Source organism: Actinomadura sp. HBU206391, assembly GCF_014323665.1.
GTDB lineage: Bacteria > Actinomycetota > Actinomycetes > Streptosporangiales > Streptosporangiaceae > Actinomadura_C.
The window spans coordinates 28,019-44,582 of sequence record NZ_JABVEB010000002.1; the positions used below are offsets into that span (position 1 = coordinate 28,019).

Annotated in this window: 13 protein-coding genes; 10 read left to right on the top strand and 3 right to left on the bottom strand. The window is 72.7% G+C overall.

Features of this window, described 5'->3' with window-relative positions; genetic code table 11:
• Window positions 1-20 precede the first annotated feature (20 nt).
• Together HKK72_RS02315 and HKK72_RS02320 are read left to right on the top strand one after the other, a co-directional pair.
• A complete protein-coding gene (locus tag HKK72_RS02315; protein WP_187232531.1) occupies window positions 21-3,575 on the top strand; it encodes a glycosyltransferase family 2 protein in 3,555 nt (1,184 codons plus the stop codon).
• Complete coding sequence (locus tag HKK72_RS02320) at window positions 3,572-5,377, top strand: DUF5719 family protein (RefSeq protein ID WP_187232532.1); 1,806 nt, start codon at window positions 3,572-3,574, stop codon at window positions 5,375-5,377. The genes HKK72_RS02315 and HKK72_RS02320 overlap by 4 nt, the downstream gene beginning before the upstream one ends.
• Window positions 5,378-5,424: 47 nt before the next feature.
• Here HKK72_RS02320 and HKK72_RS02325 read toward each other — a convergent pair whose 3' ends face one another.
• Window positions 5,425-5,889 (bottom strand): metallopeptidase family protein, encoded by a 465-nt coding sequence (locus HKK72_RS02325; protein ID WP_187232533.1) that lies wholly within the window; start codon window positions 5,887-5,889, stop codon window positions 5,425-5,427.
• 190 nt (window positions 5,890-6,079) lie between these two features.
• Between HKK72_RS02325 and HKK72_RS02330 the strand changes: the two genes are divergently transcribed.
• The 5 genes from HKK72_RS02330 (at window position 6,080) to HKK72_RS02350 (ending at window position 10,215) form a co-directional block, all read left to right on the top strand.
• Window positions 6,080-6,454 (top strand): DUF3499 domain-containing protein, encoded by a 375-nt coding sequence (locus tag HKK72_RS02330; protein WP_187232534.1) that lies wholly within the window; start codon window positions 6,080-6,082, stop codon window positions 6,452-6,454.
• Between the two features lie 101 nt (window positions 6,455-6,555).
• Window positions 6,556-7,920: a phosphomannomutase/phosphoglucomutase gene (locus HKK72_RS02335; RefSeq protein WP_187232535.1), complete on the top strand. Its 1,365-nt coding sequence runs from the start codon at window positions 6,556-6,558 to the stop codon at window positions 7,918-7,920.
• Window positions 7,917-8,093, top strand: coding sequence for a Trm112 family protein (locus HKK72_RS02340; RefSeq protein WP_187232536.1), 177 nt, complete (start codon window positions 7,917-7,919; stop codon window positions 8,091-8,093). Before HKK72_RS02335 ends, HKK72_RS02340 begins: the two co-directional genes overlap by 4 nt.
• On the top strand, window positions 8,090-9,247 hold the full coding sequence (locus HKK72_RS02345; protein ID WP_187232537.1) for an SIS domain-containing protein: 1,158 nt from the start codon (window positions 8,090-8,092) through the stop codon (window positions 9,245-9,247). The genes HKK72_RS02340 and HKK72_RS02345 overlap by 4 nt, the downstream gene beginning before the upstream one ends.
• Window positions 9,248-9,249: 2 nt before the next feature.
• Window positions 9,250-10,215: a cation diffusion facilitator family transporter gene (locus HKK72_RS02350; protein WP_187232538.1), complete on the top strand. Its 966-nt coding sequence runs from the start codon at window positions 9,250-9,252 to the stop codon at window positions 10,213-10,215.
• Window positions 10,216-10,303: 88 nt separating this feature from the next.
• Here HKK72_RS02350 and HKK72_RS02355 read toward each other — a convergent pair whose 3' ends face one another.
• The gene (locus tag HKK72_RS02355; RefSeq protein ID WP_187232539.1) at window positions 10,304-11,497 is read right to left on the bottom strand and encodes a hypothetical protein; all 1,194 of its coding nucleotides are present in this window, start codon (window positions 11,495-11,497) and stop codon (window positions 10,304-10,306) included.
• Between the two features lie 541 nt (window positions 11,498-12,038).
• Here HKK72_RS02355 and HKK72_RS02360 point away from each other — a divergent pair.
• Window positions 12,039-13,583, top strand: coding sequence for a sensor histidine kinase (locus HKK72_RS02360; protein WP_261986472.1), 1,545 nt, complete (start codon window positions 12,039-12,041; stop codon window positions 13,581-13,583).
• Window positions 13,580-14,254, top strand: coding sequence for a response regulator transcription factor (locus HKK72_RS02365; protein WP_187232540.1), 675 nt, complete (start codon window positions 13,580-13,582; stop codon window positions 14,252-14,254). Before HKK72_RS02360 ends, HKK72_RS02365 begins: the two co-directional genes overlap by 4 nt.
• A gap of 102 nt (window positions 14,255-14,356) precedes the next feature.
• Here the strand turns inward: HKK72_RS02365 and HKK72_RS02370 are convergent, their stop codons facing one another.
• Window positions 14,357-15,370, bottom strand: coding sequence for a stage II sporulation protein M (locus HKK72_RS02370; protein ID WP_187232541.1), 1,014 nt, complete (start codon window positions 15,368-15,370; stop codon window positions 14,357-14,359).
• A gap of 74 nt (window positions 15,371-15,444) precedes the next feature.
• On the opposite strand from HKK72_RS02370, the gene HKK72_RS02375 reads away from it, so the two are divergent.
• Window positions 15,445-16,473, top strand: coding sequence for an RDD family protein (locus HKK72_RS02375; protein WP_187232542.1), 1,029 nt, complete (start codon window positions 15,445-15,447; stop codon window positions 16,471-16,473).
• Window positions 16,474-16,564 lie beyond the last annotated feature (91 nt).

Below are 16,564 nucleotides of genomic sequence, written 5' to 3' on the forward strand. Positions count from 1 at the left end.
GACACAGTTCGAGCGGACCATTGTCGCCCTCCCTAGAACGCCATGTCGTCACGGCAGTTCTCGTCGCCCATGATGGTGCGCGCTGGCTGCCCGAGACGCTGAAGGCGCTGCTCACACAGACGCGGCCGGTGCAACGGCTCGTGGCCGTGGACAGCGGCAGCCATGACCGTGGCCCCGCCGTGCTCTCTGAGGTCGTCGGCGCGGGGAACCTGCTGCGGCTGCCCCGTACGACCGGATACGGCGAGGCGATCGCCGAGGCGCTGCGGCATCCCGCCGCCGCGATCCCCGTTCCTCCCGGCGAGTCCAACGAGCCGCAGGTCGAATGGGTCTGGCTCGTCCACGATGACTGCGCGCCCGCCCACGACGCGCTCGACCGGCTGCTGACCACGGCCGAGTCCGATCCCAACGCCACCATCCTCGGGCCCAAGCTGCGCGACTGGCGAGACCGGCGGATGCTGCTGGAGATCGGTGTGAGCATCGACGGAGCGGGCCGCCGATGGACCGGCATCGACCGGGGCGAGTTCGACCAGGGCCAGCACGACGGCGTCCATGACGTCCTCGCGGTCAGCACGGCCGGCATGCTGATCCGCCGGGACGTGTGGGAGGACCTCGGCGGGTTCGACCTGGAGTTCGGGCTCTTCCGCGAGGACGTCGACCTGGGCTGGCGGGCGCATGCGAGCGGCCACCGCGTCGTCGTGGTGACCGACGCCGTCGCCTATCACGCCGAGGCGTCGGCGCGCGGCCTGCGCGAGACCGGCATGACCGCCGAGCACGGCCGGCGCCGCGACCGGCGCAACGCGCTGTACGTCCTGCTCGCCAATCTGCCGCTGCCGGCGATGCTGGCGGCCCTCGTGCGCAACACCGTCGGCTCGCTGCTGCGCGCTCTGTTCCTGCTGCTCGCCAAGCAGCCCGTAGCGGCCCGTGACGAACTCGGCGCGCTCGGGGACGTGCTGAGCGCTCCCGGCCGACTGCGCCGGGCCCGGTCGAGACGAGCGCACAATCGCAAGCGCGTCTACCGCAGCATCAAGCGTTTCCAGCCCCGCCGCGTGGCGCTGCGCCGCCTCGCCGAGCAGGTGGCCGCGCTGGCGGCACCCGACTCCCACGGACGGCACGGCGCCGACGAGGAGGCGGAACCGCTCACGGACACGCCCGGCCTCGTCCGGCGCTTCCTTGGCCACCCCGGGGTGCTGCTCGTGCTGGCCCTCGCGGCGCTGGCCGTCGCCGCCGAACGGTCCCTGCTCACCACGGCCGGGCAGCTCGGCGGCGGTGCGCTCGTCCCCGCGTGGGGCGGTGCGAGCGATCTGTGGGCGCAGTACCTCGCCGGCTGGCATCCGGTCGGGCTCGGTTCCGACACCGGCTCACCTCCGTACATCGGCGTGCTCGCGCTGCTGTCCACGCTGCTGTTCGGCAAGCCATGGGTCGCCGTCATGGTGCTGCTGCTCGGCTGCGTGCCGCTGGCCGGCCTCACCGCGTACGTCGCCGCGCGCTCGGTCGTGCTCGACCCGCCGCCGAGCGGCCGTCGCGCCCTCGCCGCGCGCCGGCGGATCCCGGTCACGGCGGTGCGGCTGTGGATCGCCGTTACCTACGCGCTGCTGCCCGCCGTGACCGGGGCCGTCTCAGCCGGCCGGCTGGGCACCGCGGTCGTCATAGTGCTGCTCCCGCTGATCGGGCTCTTCAGCGCGCGGTTGTTCGGCCTGCCGCATCGCACGAAGGCCGCCGCCACGGGCGGCGCAGGGGTCTCGCGCGCGGGCCGGGCGGCCTCCGGGGCCAGGCCCGTCTCACCGGCGGCCCAGGCACGGCGCGCGGCCTGGGCCGTCGCGCTGCTCCTCGCCGTGGCGATGGGGTTCGTGCCGCTGATCTGGCTGCTCGCCGTCATCGTCGGCGTCCTGGCATGGGTGGCCTTCGGGAGCGCGGGGCCGGGAACGAACCGCAACCTGCTGATCGCGCTGGGCGTGCCGCCGTTGCTGGTGCTGCCCTGGACGATCGGCCTGATCCTGCACCCGTCGCGGTTCCTGCTCGAGGCGGGGCTGCACCGGCCCGAACTCGTCGAGACCCCGCTGCCGGCGGGATCGATGCTGGCACTCGACCCCGGCGGGCCGGGCACCCCCACGATGTGGGTCACGCTCGGCCTGCTCGTGGTGGCCGTCCTCGGGTTGCGTCTGCGCAGCCGCCGTACGGCCGTGCTGGCGGGCTGGATGCTCGCATTGTTCGGCCTGCTCGCCGCCATCCTGATGAGCGCCCTCATGGTCACCAAGGGCGCCGACCGGGCGCCGGCGTGGCCGGGAACGGCGCTCACCTTCGCGGCCGCCGGAGTCATGGTCGCGGCGACGGCGGTGCTGCTGCGTGCCATCGAGATCCTCGCCGGGCGGCATCTGCTGTACCGGGCGGGTGCGGCGCTCGTCGTGCTCGTCGCGCTCACCGCGCCCGTTCTCGCCGCCGCGAGCTGGGTGGTGACCGGAGCCGCGGGGCCGCTGAGCGAGGTGAGCACCGAAGCCGTACCCGGGCTGTCCAGCAGCGCCACGCGGCCGCGCACGCTCGTGCTGAGCCGCGACGCCCACGGACGGGTGTCCTACACCGTGGTGCGCGGCACGGAGCCGAGGCTCGGCGAGCCCGAGCTGCCGACCGCCGACGCCGCCAGGCGGCGCATGGACGGGCTCGTCGCCGGGCTCGCCTCCGGCCGAGGTGCCGGCGACGGTCAGGCTCTGACCCGGATGGGCATCGCGTACGTCCTCGTGCCGGATCCGGCCGGCGACCCGGTGACGAAGGTGCTCGACGCCGCACCCGAGCTGACCAGGCTGGGCCGGACCACCGGGTTCGCGATCTGGCGGTTGCTGACACCCGGCGGCCGGCTCATGCTCGTCGACGGCCCGGTGATCACTGTGCTTCCCGCCAGGGACACCACGGCTCTGGTGCGGATCCCGCCGGGCTCCGCCACGCGCACCCTGTTGCTGGCCGAGCCGGCCGACGGCGGCTGGCACGCGCGGATCGGCGGTTCCGAGGCGAAGGGCCGGGTCGTGGACGGGTGGGCACAGGGCTACCGGGTCCCGGCCTCGGGAGGCGAGTTCACGCTGTCGCGCGGCACGGTGTCGCGCCAGGGGTGGATCTGGCTGCAGGCGGCCGGGGTGCTCCTGGTCCTCGTCCTCGCGCTGCCCGGCGGTCAGATGGAGGAGAGCGTCGCAGCCGCGAGGGAGCGCCACCGGTCTCGCGGGCGCCGGGTCCGCACCGCCGAGAGCACCGCTGAGAGCGGCACAGAGAGCACCGTGGAGAGCGTCGGCGAGAGCACGGGCGAGAACCCTGCGGAGAGCCCCGGGGGGAGCCCCGCGGGTGGCACCGTGGAGCGGGTCGTCGTCAGGTCGCGACGGCGAGCCGGGACCCGCCGGGCATCGGGCCGCTTCGCCGGGCGGGCCAAGGCGGGCGACGGTGACGCGAGCGCCGGTGCGGCCGAGGCCGACGACCGGACCGACGGCGCCGAGAGCGTCCAGTCGGCCGAGGGCGCCGACGTCGATGGCGTGGGCGTGCAGGAGCGGACGGCGACCGGTAAGCGGGCCGAGCCGGCCGGAGAGGCGAGACCATGAACGCCGCCACGGGCGGAGACGAGAGCGATCCCGCCGGCGCGGCCGGTGAGGACGCCACAGGCGAGCCCACCGGCGAATCCACCGGGCAGGCGGCGGGCGAGACCGCACGGCCGGGCGGTGGGACACAGCCCAACGGTGGGACACAGCCCAACGGTGGGACACAGCCCAACGGTGAGACACAGCCCAACGGTGAGACCGCAGACCGCACCGGCGAGGCCCAGGCGGCGGGTGCCGAAGAGAACGACGAGACCGGTGGCGGGAGGACCCGCGCGTCCGGACGTTCCCGGCGGGCCGCCGCGCGCGTCCGTACCGGTGGGGGACGGCTCGACCTCGACAGGGTGATCCGGATCGCCGGATACCGCTACGCGACCGCCTTGCTCGTCCTGCTGGCGCTGCTCGCGCTGTACGGGGTGGCGGAGTTCTCCCGGCCGTCCGACCTGGCGCGGGCGCAGGGTGGAAACGCCCCGGTCACGTCCGCCGTGCTCGGCTGCCCGGCCCCGGCCGGCGCCAGGCTCAGCGCGCTCAGCGCGGCGCGGCCCGGCAGTGCGGGACGGGTCGACCTCGCCCCTACGCGGGGCGGCGCGGCGATCAATGCCGGGACGGTGGCCGGAACCGCCTGGACACAGGACCTGCGCGCCGGCGCGGCCACGTCGGGCGGCCGTGCCCGGCGCGGCGAGACGGGGTCGTACACCGTCCGGGCGAATGGTCCGCTCGCGGGCGGACTGGAGGTCGAGCAGACGAGCGCGGTCACGAAGGGCGCTGATCGCGGCCTGGCCGGGGTGCGCTGCGCCGACCCGGGCACCGACATGTGGTTCCTCGGCCCCGGCCCGGTGGACGCCGACGACATCGAGCTCTATCTCACGAACGTCGACGACCAGCCGGCGGCCGTCGACATGCTGGCGATGTCGGGAGAGGGCCCCCTCGACACGACCGACGGCCGCGGCACCTCGGTGCCGCCGCACTCCGATCTGTCCGTGCGGATCGGCAAGACCACCGAGGGCCTCGGCGACATCGTCAACACGGCCCGCGTGCTCGCGCTGCACGTACGGGTGACGACGGGGCGGGTCGCGGCGGCCGTACGGGTCCGCGTCGGCGATCGCAAGGGCGTCGACTGGCTGCCCGTCGCCGCGCCGCCCGCCACCGAGGTCGTCGTGCCGGGCATCCCCGGAGGGAGCGGCCGGCGCCAGCTGCTCGTCGCCGTACCCGGAGACGCCGACGCCCGCGTCAGGATGTGGGTGATGACGCCCGCGGGCAGCTTCGCCCCCGAGGGCAGGGACACGCTGGACGCGCCCGCGCAGACCGTCACGCCGATCGACCTCGAACGTGCCCTGTCGGGTAAGCCGGCCGCCATCCGGCTCAGCTCCGACCGGCCCATCACGGTCGGCTTCACCGCCCAGCAGGGCGCCGACGTGGCGTACGGCTCGGCGACCCTTCCGCTCGGGCCCGGCGGGGTGGTCGCCGACAACCGGTCCGGCACCACGGTGCTGCTGACCGCCCCCGCCAAAGCGGCGACCGTACGGGTCGCCGCGGCCACCGGTCAGGGAGGTGCCGGGACGCCTCAGGACGTCAAGGTCGCGGCCGGCCGGACCCTGGAGGTGCAGGTCCCCGTCCCCTCCGGAGGGCAGGACGGGTTCGGCCTGATCATCACGCCGCTGCCGGGCTCAGGGCCGGTCCACGCGGCGCGGGTGCTCTCGATGGGCAAGGGAGGAGGCAGGCTGTTCACCGTCCTGCCGATCGTCTCAGCGCCCGTCCTGGCGCCGCGTCCGCCGGTAGGCGACTCGATGACGTCCTTGATCCCGTGACGTCCCTGATCCCGTGACGGCGGGTCGGCCGTCACGGGCGGGTCGGCTCAGTCCTCGTAGGTCGGGTCGACGGACTCGGGCGACAGCCCGAGCAGTTCCGCGACCTCCTCGACGACCAGGTCGCGCACCAGGCGGGCGAGGTCGCGCTCGTCACCGCCGCTGCGGGCCTCGACCGGCCGCCGGTAGACCACGACCCTTGGCGGCCGGCCGGGCTCGGCGGTACGGGTGTGGCTGAGGACGACGGGATCCGCCCCGTCGGCCCATGCCTGGACCGGGGGGACTTCCTCGACGGCGAACTCGACCCCGGCGAGCTCTCGGCTCCATCGCTGGCCGAGTCGGCGTACCTCGTCTCGGACGAGATCTTGGAAACGTTCGGCGCGGGTGCGGGAGACCGGCGCCTCCGGAGGTGTTAGAGGGCCTCGGAGACCGCGGCCATGCCGGTCGCGGCGTCGGGCGCCTGCCACGCGGGATCGCACGTCGTCCAGCTTACCGTCCGCCGTGCGCAAAGCCATCAGGCTTCTCGATCACAGGGGCCTATATCGGACTCCCGCCGGTCTCGGCCACGAGCCGTCATCGGCCGGGACCTCCCCGTGTCCGAGGGGCGGCTGGAATGCGGGGTTTGTTAGGTAAATGAGCTGTTTACGGCGACACGTGCGCCGAGATGGTGGCGAAGGGGGGCCAGGGGAGGTACGGTCGGCCATCGTGAGCCCCGTCCGCACCTGCTCCCGCACCGCGTGCAAGCAGCCTGCAGTCTTCACGCTCACGTACGTCTACCGCGACTCCACCGCGGTCCTCGGCCCGCTCGCCACGTACGTCGAGCCGCACTGTTATGACCTGTGCGCGGCGCACGCGGAGCGGCTGACCGCTCCCATGGGATGGGAGCTCGTCAGGTTGCCGGCCGAGGAGGGCGAGCCGAGCAGTGACGATCTCGAGGCGCTCGCCGACGCGGTGCGCGAGGCCGCCAGGCCGGTGACGCGTCAGGAGCCGGTGGGCCAGGGCATCGAGGTCGGCCGCCGAGGCCATCTCCGCGTCCTGAGATCGTCGTCCCCACGGCCGACCGACGAGCCGTCCGAGTAGAGGTCGGCCGCGCCGGTCCCGGTAGGCTCGGTCAACGATGCGACGCGGCGATGTGCGCCGATGCACGTCGCCGGAGGCTTGCGACGAGCAGGGAGCGGAAGTTGGGCGACCTCGCCAAGATCTTTAAGGCCTATGACATCCGCGGGATCGTGCCGGACGAACTCGACGCCGAAACGGCCGAGGCCGTGGGTGCGGCGTTCGTGCGGGTGACGGGGGCGTCGGCGGTCGTCACGGCGCATGACATGCGGGCGTCCTCGGTGCCGCTCGCCACGGCGTTCGCCCGTGGCGCGGCCGGCCAGGGCGCCGACGTGATCGAGGCCGGTCTCGGCTCCACCGACATGCTCTACTACGCCAGCGGCAGCCTGGACCTGCCGGGCGCGATGTTCACCGCCAGCCACAACCCCGCGAAGTACAACGGCATGAAGCTCTGCCGCTCGGCGGCCAGGCCGGTCGGCAGTGCCACCGGCCTGAACGAGATTCGCGACCTCGTGGCGAACGGCGTTCCGGCCTACGACGGCGCTCCCGGCACGGTGTCGCAGCGCGATGTGCTGTCCGGCTACGCCGATCACCTCAAGACGCTGGTGGACCTGTCGGGGATCCGGCGGCTCAAGGTGGTCGTCGACGCGGGCAACGGGATGGGCGGGCACACCGTGCCGACGGTGTTCCAGGACCTGCCGATCGACCTCGTACCCCTGTACTTCGAGCTCGACGGGACCTTTCCGAACCACGAGGCGAACCCGATCGAGCCCGAGAACCTGCGCGATCTCCAGGCGGCGGTGCGCGAGCACGGCGCCGACGTCGGGCTGGCCTTCGACGGCGATGCCGACCGCTGCTTCGTCGTGGACGAGCGCGGCGAGATCGTCCCGCCTTCGGCGATCACCGCCCTGGTCGCGGCACGTGAACTCGCCAAGTACCCCGGCGCGAGCATCGTGCACAACCTGATCACCTCCCGCGCCGTACCGGAGATCATCCGGGAGCACGGCGGCGAGCCCGTCCGTACCCGGGTCGGGCATTCGTTCATCAAGCAGACCATGGCCGAGACCGGTGCGGTGTTCGGCGGGGAGCACTCCGCGCACTTCTACTTCCGCGACTTCTGGTTCGCCGACTCGGGCATGCTGGCCGCGCTCCACGTGCTCGCGGCGCTCGGGGAGCAGCCCGGTTCGGCCGCGCGGCCGCTGTCGGAACTGCTGCGGGAGTACAGCAGGTACGTCGCCTCAGGCGAGATCAACAGCGAGGTGGCCGACCAGGCGACGGCGACCGAGAAGGTCCGCGCCACCTTCGCCGGCCGAGCGGGGGTGACCATCGACGACCTCGACGGCCTCACCGTCGAAGCCGAGGACTGGTGGTTCAATCTGCGGCCCTCCAACACCGAGCCGCTGCTGCGGCTCAACGCCGAGGCCGCTGACGACGAGACCATGACGGCCGTGCGCGACGAGGTGCTGGCCATCGTGAGGGAGACACAATGAAGATCGACTCTTGGCTGCTGGAGATCCTGGCCTGCCCCAAGTGCGGCGGTCCGTTGACGCCGGACGAGGCCGCGGACGAGCTCGTCTGCGCCGGCGAGTGCCGTTACGCCTACCCCGTGCGGGACGACATCCCGGTCCTCCTCGTCGACGAGGCCCGGGCACCGGCCACATGAGCGGTCCGGACGTCGGCGCGCGGGTGAACGCCGGCGTGCTCGAGGACTTCGAGGCTCTGACGGCGGCGGATCCCGGCGAGATGCTGCGGCAGGTCGCCTCGTCGGCCGCGCAGATCCGGGAGGCGCAGCTGATGACCGCCGAGGCGGGCATCGCACGGCTGGCCGGCGAGAGCCGTCCCCGGGCCGTCGTGGTCGTGGGCATGGGCGGGTCGGCCATCTCGGGTGACGTGCTGGCCGCCGTCGCCGGGCCGGGTTGCCCGGTGCCGATCATGACCGTACGCGGCTATCAGCTGCCCGGCTGGGTGGGCGCCGCCGATCTGGTCATCGCCGTGTCGTGCTCGGGCGGCACCGAGGAGACCCTGGCGGTCGCCGCCGAGGCGATTCGCCGAGGCTGCCGGCTGCTGTGCGTCGGTGCTGCGGATTCCCCGCTGGCCGCACTCGCGGCGCAGGTCAAGGCGGTGTTCGTGCCGGTGCGCTCGGTGGGGCAGCCACGCGCCACGCTGTGGGGTCTGACCGTTCCGCTGATTCTCGCCGCGCGCGAACTCGGGCTGACCGAGGCCCCGGACGAGGTCTTCGAGGCCACCGCGAGCCGGCTGGAGGACATCAGCAACCGCTGCCGGCCGAGCAGTGAGTCGTTCCTCAATCCCGGCAAGCAACTGGCCCTGGATCTCGCCGGGGCGGTGCCGATGGTCTGGGGCACCTCCGCGCTCGCCGGCGTGGCCGCCTACCGGTTCGCCTGCCAGTGCAACGAGAACGCCAAGTACCCGGCCGTCTGGGGCGAGCTGCCCGAGGCCGACCACAACCAGGTCGTCGCCTTCGACGGCTTCTTCGGCCGCCTCGCCGGCGGGTCGCAGGACGGCGGCGACTTCTTCCGCGACCGTTCCGAGGAGCCCGACTCCCGGCTGCACCTGCTCGTGCTGCGGGACACCCGCGAGCACTCGCAGGTCATCAAGCGCCGCGAGGCCTCGGTCGAGCTGGCCCGGATGCGGGGCGTGCCTGTGACCGAGATCACAGCGGAAGGCGACCACCCACTGGAGCGGATCGCCACTTTGATCGCACTGGTCGACTACGCCACGGTTTACTTGGCTATCGCGCTCGGTGTCGACCCGACACCGGTGTCTGCCATTCAAGAGCTCAAGGCGAGGATTGCGTAACTATGAGTGCAGAGGGTGGGACCAAGGCGATCGTCGCCGCATTGGCCGCCAACCTTGGGATCGCGGTCGCCAAGTTCGTGGCGTTCGCGTTCACCGGTTCGTCCTCCATGCTGGCCGAATCGATCCACTCGGTCGCGGACTCCGGCAATCAGGGGCTGCTGCTGGTCGGCCGCAAGCGATCGGAGCGCGCGCGGACGCCTGAGCACCCGTTCGGGTACGGCCGGGAACGCTACTTCTACGCCTTCGTCGTCGCCGTGGTGCTCTTCACCGTCGGTTCGGTCTTCTCGCTGTACGAGGGCTATCACAAGATCTCTGAAGCGGCCCACCACCACGGGGGCATCGACCAGCCGGCCTGGGCCTTCAGCGTGCTGATCATCGCGATCGTCCTGGAGACGTTCTCGTTCCGCACGGCGATCGTCGAGTCCAACCACGTCCGCGGAGACCGGTCCTGGGTGGCGTTCATCCGCCGGTCCAAGTCGCCCGAACTGCCCGTGGTGCTCCTGGAGGACCTCGGAGCGCTGGTCGGCCTGATCCTGGCGCTGGGCGGCGTCACGATGGCGGTCATCACCGGGGACGTCGTCTGGGACGGCATCGGCACGCTCTGCATCGGCGTCCTGCTGGGGGTCATCGCGGTCATCCTCGCCATCGAGACCAAGAGCCTGCTCATCGGCGAGGGCGCCGGCCCCGAGAACGAGCGCAAGATCGTCGAGGCGCTCGAGTCGGTCGACCAGGTCGACCGCGTCATCCACATCCGCACCCAGCACATCGGGCCGGAGGAACTGCTCGTCGCCGCCAAGATCGCGGTCAACCACGACGACACCGCCGCCGAGGTCGCGCGGGGCATCGACGCCGCCGAGGCCAAGGTGCGCGAGGCCGTGCCGATCGCCCGCATGATCTACCTGGAGCCGGCCCTCGACGAGCCGCCGAGGAAGCAGCACACCACCCGGACCGAGGCCTCCACGCCCTGACCGACACGCCCTGACCGGCATCTCCTGACCGGCGCGCCGGATCGGCGCGGCCGACCGTCACCGTCCGAACCGGTGCCCGCAGGCGCCTTCAGCGGTGGTGCGGGGCGTTGGTCCAGGTGAGCAGGTGGGGGACCGGCTCGTTCGGGCCGGGCCGGGCGTAGGCGCCGACCGCCCAGAGGTACGACGTCCCGCGGGCGTTGGCCAGACCGCGGACGGCCCCTGCCCCGTGCCCGGTCGGGGCGCCCTCGCCGGGCTCGGTGTCGCCGGGGGTCGGGGCGCCCGAGACGTCCCAGCGTTCGCCGTTCCAGTGCGCCAGCAGAGCGGTGCCGGCGGCGCTCTCGCCGGCCGCCCAGACGCCGCCGCGCCCGTCACCCGCCACCGAGTAGAGCCGGCCCCGCTTCCAGGGAATGGCCACGTTCTGCCAGACCGTCCCGTTCCAGTGCCACGCCATCGGCACATCGGTGCCCGGCCAGGCGGTGCCGACCGCCCATACGTCGTCGGCCGACAGCGCGACCACATCGGCCAGGACGCTCGCTGAGGGGCCGCCGCCCGCTGAAGGTTCCGCGGGTACCGACGTCCACGCCCGGCCGTCCCAGTGGGCGATGAGGGCGTGCGGGACGGCACCGTCGCCCCGGTCGGCGATGGACCGGGAGTGCGGCGGGGTGGTCCCGCCGCTGCCGACCGCCCAGACGTCGTCGGCGGCGAGCGCCGAGACGGCGACCAGCTCGCTGTGGCCCTGCCCGGGGATCTCGGAGAGGTCCGGGACCGGTACGGCCTGCCAGTGGCGACCGTTCCAGTGCCAGGACGCGGCCCGGGCGTGGGGATGCCCGCTGCTGCCGACGATCCAGGCGTCCCGGGGCGACCGGGCGTCGACGGCCCGTGGGAAGCTCGGCTCCCGGGCCCGCATCGGCACCGCCTCCCACGTACGGTCGCCGGCCCAGCGGGCGGTGTAGGCCGTGCCGCCCGGGGTGTAGCCGACGGCCCAGGCGTCCCGGATGGACGAGGCCGCCACGCCCTCCATCGCGGTGTCGCGCGGCAACGGCAGGACCGCCTCGCGCCAGCGGACGCCGTTCCAGTGCGCGAGCAGTGGAGTGCTGCCCCGGCTGCCGGCGGCAAGGGCGGTGGTGAACGACGGGGCGGAGACCTCGCTGAAGGTGGTGTTCTCGGTGGAGCCCTCGGCGCGCACGTAGTGCCAGCACTCACAGTCCGCCATGGTCGGCGCCGGTGTGCCGAGCACCACCGCGCAGGCGGCCAGCGCCGATGCGGTGAGACGTCGTGTCATGATCGAGGCCCCCTGAGCTCGTCCTTCAGGGAGATCTACCAAGTGGACGCCCGCGTCCTGGGATGGTCAGGGCGAGCCGGCGGTAAATTTTCCGTACAGATCACCCGTGGGCGGCCGTGAAGGTCGCCGGAACGCATGGGAGGGGGACACCCCCGCCGGTTGGCCGATCCGGTCATCCGCCCCAGCCCAGGCGAGACCGGCCGTCCCTCCGCAGGAGACACGACGACGGCCGAACCGGCGAGGGGCGTCTCCTTCACGCACCGCCCGGAACCCCCTGTTCCGGGCGGCGTTGTGTGACAGCGGCGGCGCGTCCGAACCCCCTCGCCGAAAGCACCACCGCTTTCGTCACGTTGATGACATTACGTCCACGCAGGTCGCCGGGCGTCCCCCCCGAGGAGGGACCGGACGTCGTTCTCTAGGGGGATGCTCGCGACCGGTATGGCACCGGGCGGTGAGGCGGTCCGCCATGACCTTGGGGGAAAATGGGGCGATGACCCGTGATGAGCCCACCGATCCACCTCATGGTGCACAGCACGGAGGGATGTCCGGATCGGAACGCTACGCCCAGCATGCCTGGAGGCTGTCCGGGCGGATCGTGGCGGGCGTGGGCCAAGTGCTCCTGTGGATCCTCACCGGCATCGGCCGGCTGCTCCGGCCGCTGACGGCCCGGATCAACGCGCGCCTGTACGGTCCCGCGACACCGTCGCCACAGGGACCCCGGGCGCCTGGACCGCAGGGTCCGCCAGGGCCCTACGGGTCGTTCGGGCCCCAGGGGCCGCACGGACCCGCGGGGCCACAGATGCCTCGCGGCGCCCCCGGCCCGTACGGGCCGCCTGGGGCGGCGGGGCGGGACGGCTTCACCCGGACGGAGCCGCCCACGGCGCCGATGCCCCGGTGGATCAACGGCTGGCGGGAGTTCGCGGAGTCATGGTTCTTCGCCCCGCTGACCGGGCTGGCGCTGACCATCGCGGCCATCGCCGAGCTGGCGCCGCACGGTGTGCGCCCGGTGAGCCTCGCGGGCGCCTTCGCGGTCGCCGCCACGCTTCCCCTGGTGTGGCGCAGGGAGTCGCTGCGCCCGGTCGCGGCCATCGTGCTCGGGGCCTTCGCGGCGAGCCTGCTCTCCGGCCAGCAGCTGCTCGTGACCACCGCGTTCGCGGCGCTGTACACGCTCTATCTGCTCGCCCAGCACATGCCCCGGCAGTCGGCCGGCGTCCTTGCGGTGGGCAGCGTGGCCGCATTGATCGTCGTCTACCTGGCGTCGGGCAGCCTGAGCGACATTCCGTGGCCCGCCGGGATCATCGCCGTGCTGGCCGCCATCGGGCTCGGCGACGCCCGGCGGGTGGTCGAGACGGCCGAGCGCACCAACGCCGAGGCGCGGGAGCGTACGACCGAGACGCTGACGAAGCTCCACGAGGTGACGCGTGAGCAGGCGATCCTGCGCGAGCGGGCCCGTATCGCGAGGGAACTGCACGACGTGGTGGCGCACTCGGTCTCCATGATCGCCGTTCAGGCCGAGACGGCGCCGTACACAATGGCGAAACTGTCACCGGAGGCCGAGCGCGGCTACGCCGAGATCGCCCGTACCGCCCGTGAGGCGCTCGTGGAGATGCGCCGGCTGCTCTCGGTGCTGAGGGCCGACGGGAAGACCGAGGCGGAGGTGACCCCGCAGCCGAGGCTGGATCGGCTGCCCGACCTCATCGAGCAGCACAGGGGAGCGGGCGGCCGGGCCGAGATGTCCGTGCACGGCGCCCCACGCGACCTGTCGGCGACCATCGAGCTGTCGGCGTACCGGATCGTGCAGGAGGCGCTGACGAACGCGCGCCGGCACGCCCCCGGAGCCCAGGTGCGGGTGGAACTGACCTATCTGCCCGACCGGCTGGCGGTGCGGGTACGGAACAACGGTGACGCGGCGGCGGCCACCAAGATCCTCGACCGCAATGAAACAGGGGGCGGACACGGGCTTGTCGGAATGCGGGAACGTGCGACGATACTCGGCGGACGGTTCTCCGCCGGGCCCGCGACCGAGGGCGGGTTCATGGTGGAGGCCGAGTTGCCCGTCACACGTGAGGAGCCCCCCCGGTCGTGATCCGAGTGCTGATCGTCGACGACCAGACGATCGTGCGCGCCGGGTTCGCAGCACTGTTGAACGCCCAGGCCGACATCAGCGTCGTCGGGGAGGCGGGCGACGGGCGCGAGGCCGTGCGGCTGGCGGCGGCCACCTCGCCCGACGTGGTCGTCATGGACATCCGCATGCCCGGCATGGACGGTATCGAGGCGACCCGCCGCATCCTTGCCCGGCCCGGTGCGGACGCCCTGCGCGTACTGGTGCTCACCACGTTCGACGTCGATGAGTACGTCTATGCGGCCCTCGCCGCGGGCGCCAGCGGATTCCTGCTGAAGGACGCCACGGCCGAGGACCTCGTCGGTGCGGTGCGGGTGGTCGCACGCGGGGACGCGCTGCTGGCCCCGCAGGTGACCGGGCGGCTGATCCGCGAGTTCACCAGGCAGCGCCGTAACCAGCCGCAGCCGCCCGCCGAGCTGGCCAGCCTGACGGCACGCGAGACCGAGGTGCTGATGCTCATGGCCGGGGGGCTGTCCAACAGCGAGATCGCCGCCCGGCTGGTGGTCAGCGAGCACACCGTGAAGACCCATGTCGCCCGTGTCTTCACCAAGCTGCACCTGCGCGACCGGGCCCAGGCCGTGATGCTGGCCTACGAGTCGGGCCTGGTCACCCCCGGCGACAACACGACGGTCTGACGCGCTCGCCGCCGGTTCGGGATCTCCATGGACGTCGCCCCGGCCCTCGAGGCCTACGCCGACACTCCCCTCCGGGCGGATGCGCCAGTACGGGTGTGACGTTCAGCCCGCCACGGGGGCCAGGTCGGGCTTGAGCTCGGCGTCGCCGGTGACGCCCGCGCGGACGGCCTTGCGGCCCAGCGCGATCACATAGAACAGGAACGCGGCCTCGGCCACGACGCCGATGCCGATGCGCAGCCAGGTGGTGTGCACCCAGCCGGTCACGAACCCCTCGATCAGCCCCGAGACCAGCAGCACCACGACCAGCCCCAGCGCGACGCCCATCGCCGCCCGGCCCTCCTCGGCCAGCGCCTGGCCGCGCCGCCGATTGCCCGGGTCGATGATCGTCCAGCCCAGCTTGAGGCCGGTCGCGGAGGCGAGGTAGACCGCGCTGAGCTCCAGCATCCCGTGCGGCAGGATCAGGCCGAAGAAGATGTCGCCCTTGCCATAGGCGAACATGAGCCCCGCGGTCACGCCGAGGTTCGCCTGAAGGGCCAGCAGACCGCCGAAAGGAGGGACGCCGAGGATCACCGGGATGCCGAGAAGCACGCCCCCGATGAGGCTGATGGCCGACACCAGGACGTTGTTGGTCCATACGTGGAAGGCGAAGGACGCCGCCGAGTGCTCGGTGTAGTAGTTCGCGAAGTCGTGCTCGACCAGTTGCCGGATCTCGAAGGGCGTGCCGATCGAGGACTGGACCTCGGGGTTGCGGGCCACCCAGATCGCGATGATGAGCGACACGCCGAGGCTGATGGCCGTGGTGCCCAGCCACCACCACCGCATGCGGTAGGCGACCGCCGGGAACGAGGTGGTGAAGAACCGCCCGGCATCGCGCCAGAGCGGTGCCCGCGCGCCGGTGACGGCGGCCCGGCCGCGCGCCACGAGTGAGGACAGCCGGCCGACGAGCACCGGGTCGGGCGAGCTGGAACGCACCGTCGACAGATGGGTGGCGGTGCGCTGGTAGAGCTCGACCAGTTCGTCGATCTCCGTACCGGTCAGCTTGCGGCCACGGTTGATCAGGCTCTCCAGGCGCAGCCAATCCTGATGATGCGCGGCAACGAAAGCATCGACGTCCACCGGGTGAGACTAACCTCTCGGACTACTTACCGGGCAAACTAGACGGTAGCCCGTTCTGCATCCGGAGGAGATCCATGGCCGAACTCGTCACCGGCGAGGCCGTCGCACTCGACATCAGGGTGGCCCGGCTGGCCAGCCGGGCGATCGCGCTCCTGCTGGATCTGCTCTTCCAGGCCTCGATCCTCAACGTCGTGCTTTACCTGACGGGCATGACGGCGCTCGTCGCCGACGAGGCGTGGGGCGCCGGGCTCTCCGTCGTCGCGCTCGCCGCCGTCATCATCGGGTATCCGGCCGCGCTCGAGACCCTGACCCGTGGCCGTACGCTCGGCAAGATGGCGCTGGGCCTGCGCGTGGTGAGCGACGACGGCGGCCCCGTCCGCTTCCGGCAGGCGCTGGTGCGCGCGCTCGCCGGGTTCGTGGAGTTCTGGCTGCTCTTCGGCTCGCCCGCGCTCATCGCCTCGCTGCTCAACCTCCGCGGCAAGCGGATCGGCGACATCTTCGCGGGCACGATCGTCATCCAGGACCGGGTGCCCGCCTCGGCGCTGTTCGGCCCCGTCGCCGTGATGCCGCAGCAACTGGCGGGCTGGGGGCAGTCGCTGGAGCTGTCCAGGGTCTCGGACGGTCTCGCGCTCACCGCCCGGCAGTACCTCACCCGCTTCTGGGAGCTGATGCCCGAGGTGCGCGACGCGATGGGGCAGCGGATCGCCGAGCAGGTGGTGGCCGTGGTCAGCCCGCCGCCGCCCCGGGGCGTCCGTCCGGAGATCCTGCTGTCGGCGGTGCTCGCCGAGCGCCGCCGCCGCGAGGAGTGGCGGCTGCACCAGCGCCTGGTCCGCCGGACGGCTCTGCTGCAGCGCTCCTTCACCGGAACCCAGGCTCAGGTCCCCGTCGCGGCCGGCTCGCCCGCGCAGCCTCGGCCCGGTTCGATGCCTTCGGGTGCGATGCCTCCCGGTCCGATGCCTCCCTCGCCCGGGCCATCCGGGGCACCGCAGCAGTACGGCGGGCCGCAGCAGTACGGGGCGCCGCAGCAGTACGGGGCGCCACAGCCACCGATGCAGGGTGTGCAGCAGCGGTCACCGGGGGGCGTGCCACCGCGTTCCCACTGACCGGCTCGATGCCGGCACGGTAGGGACGGGCCGGAAGGAAGAGGGCGTTACGCGGCATGCCGAGGTCGGCCGCGGCCAGCAGCGTCTGTTC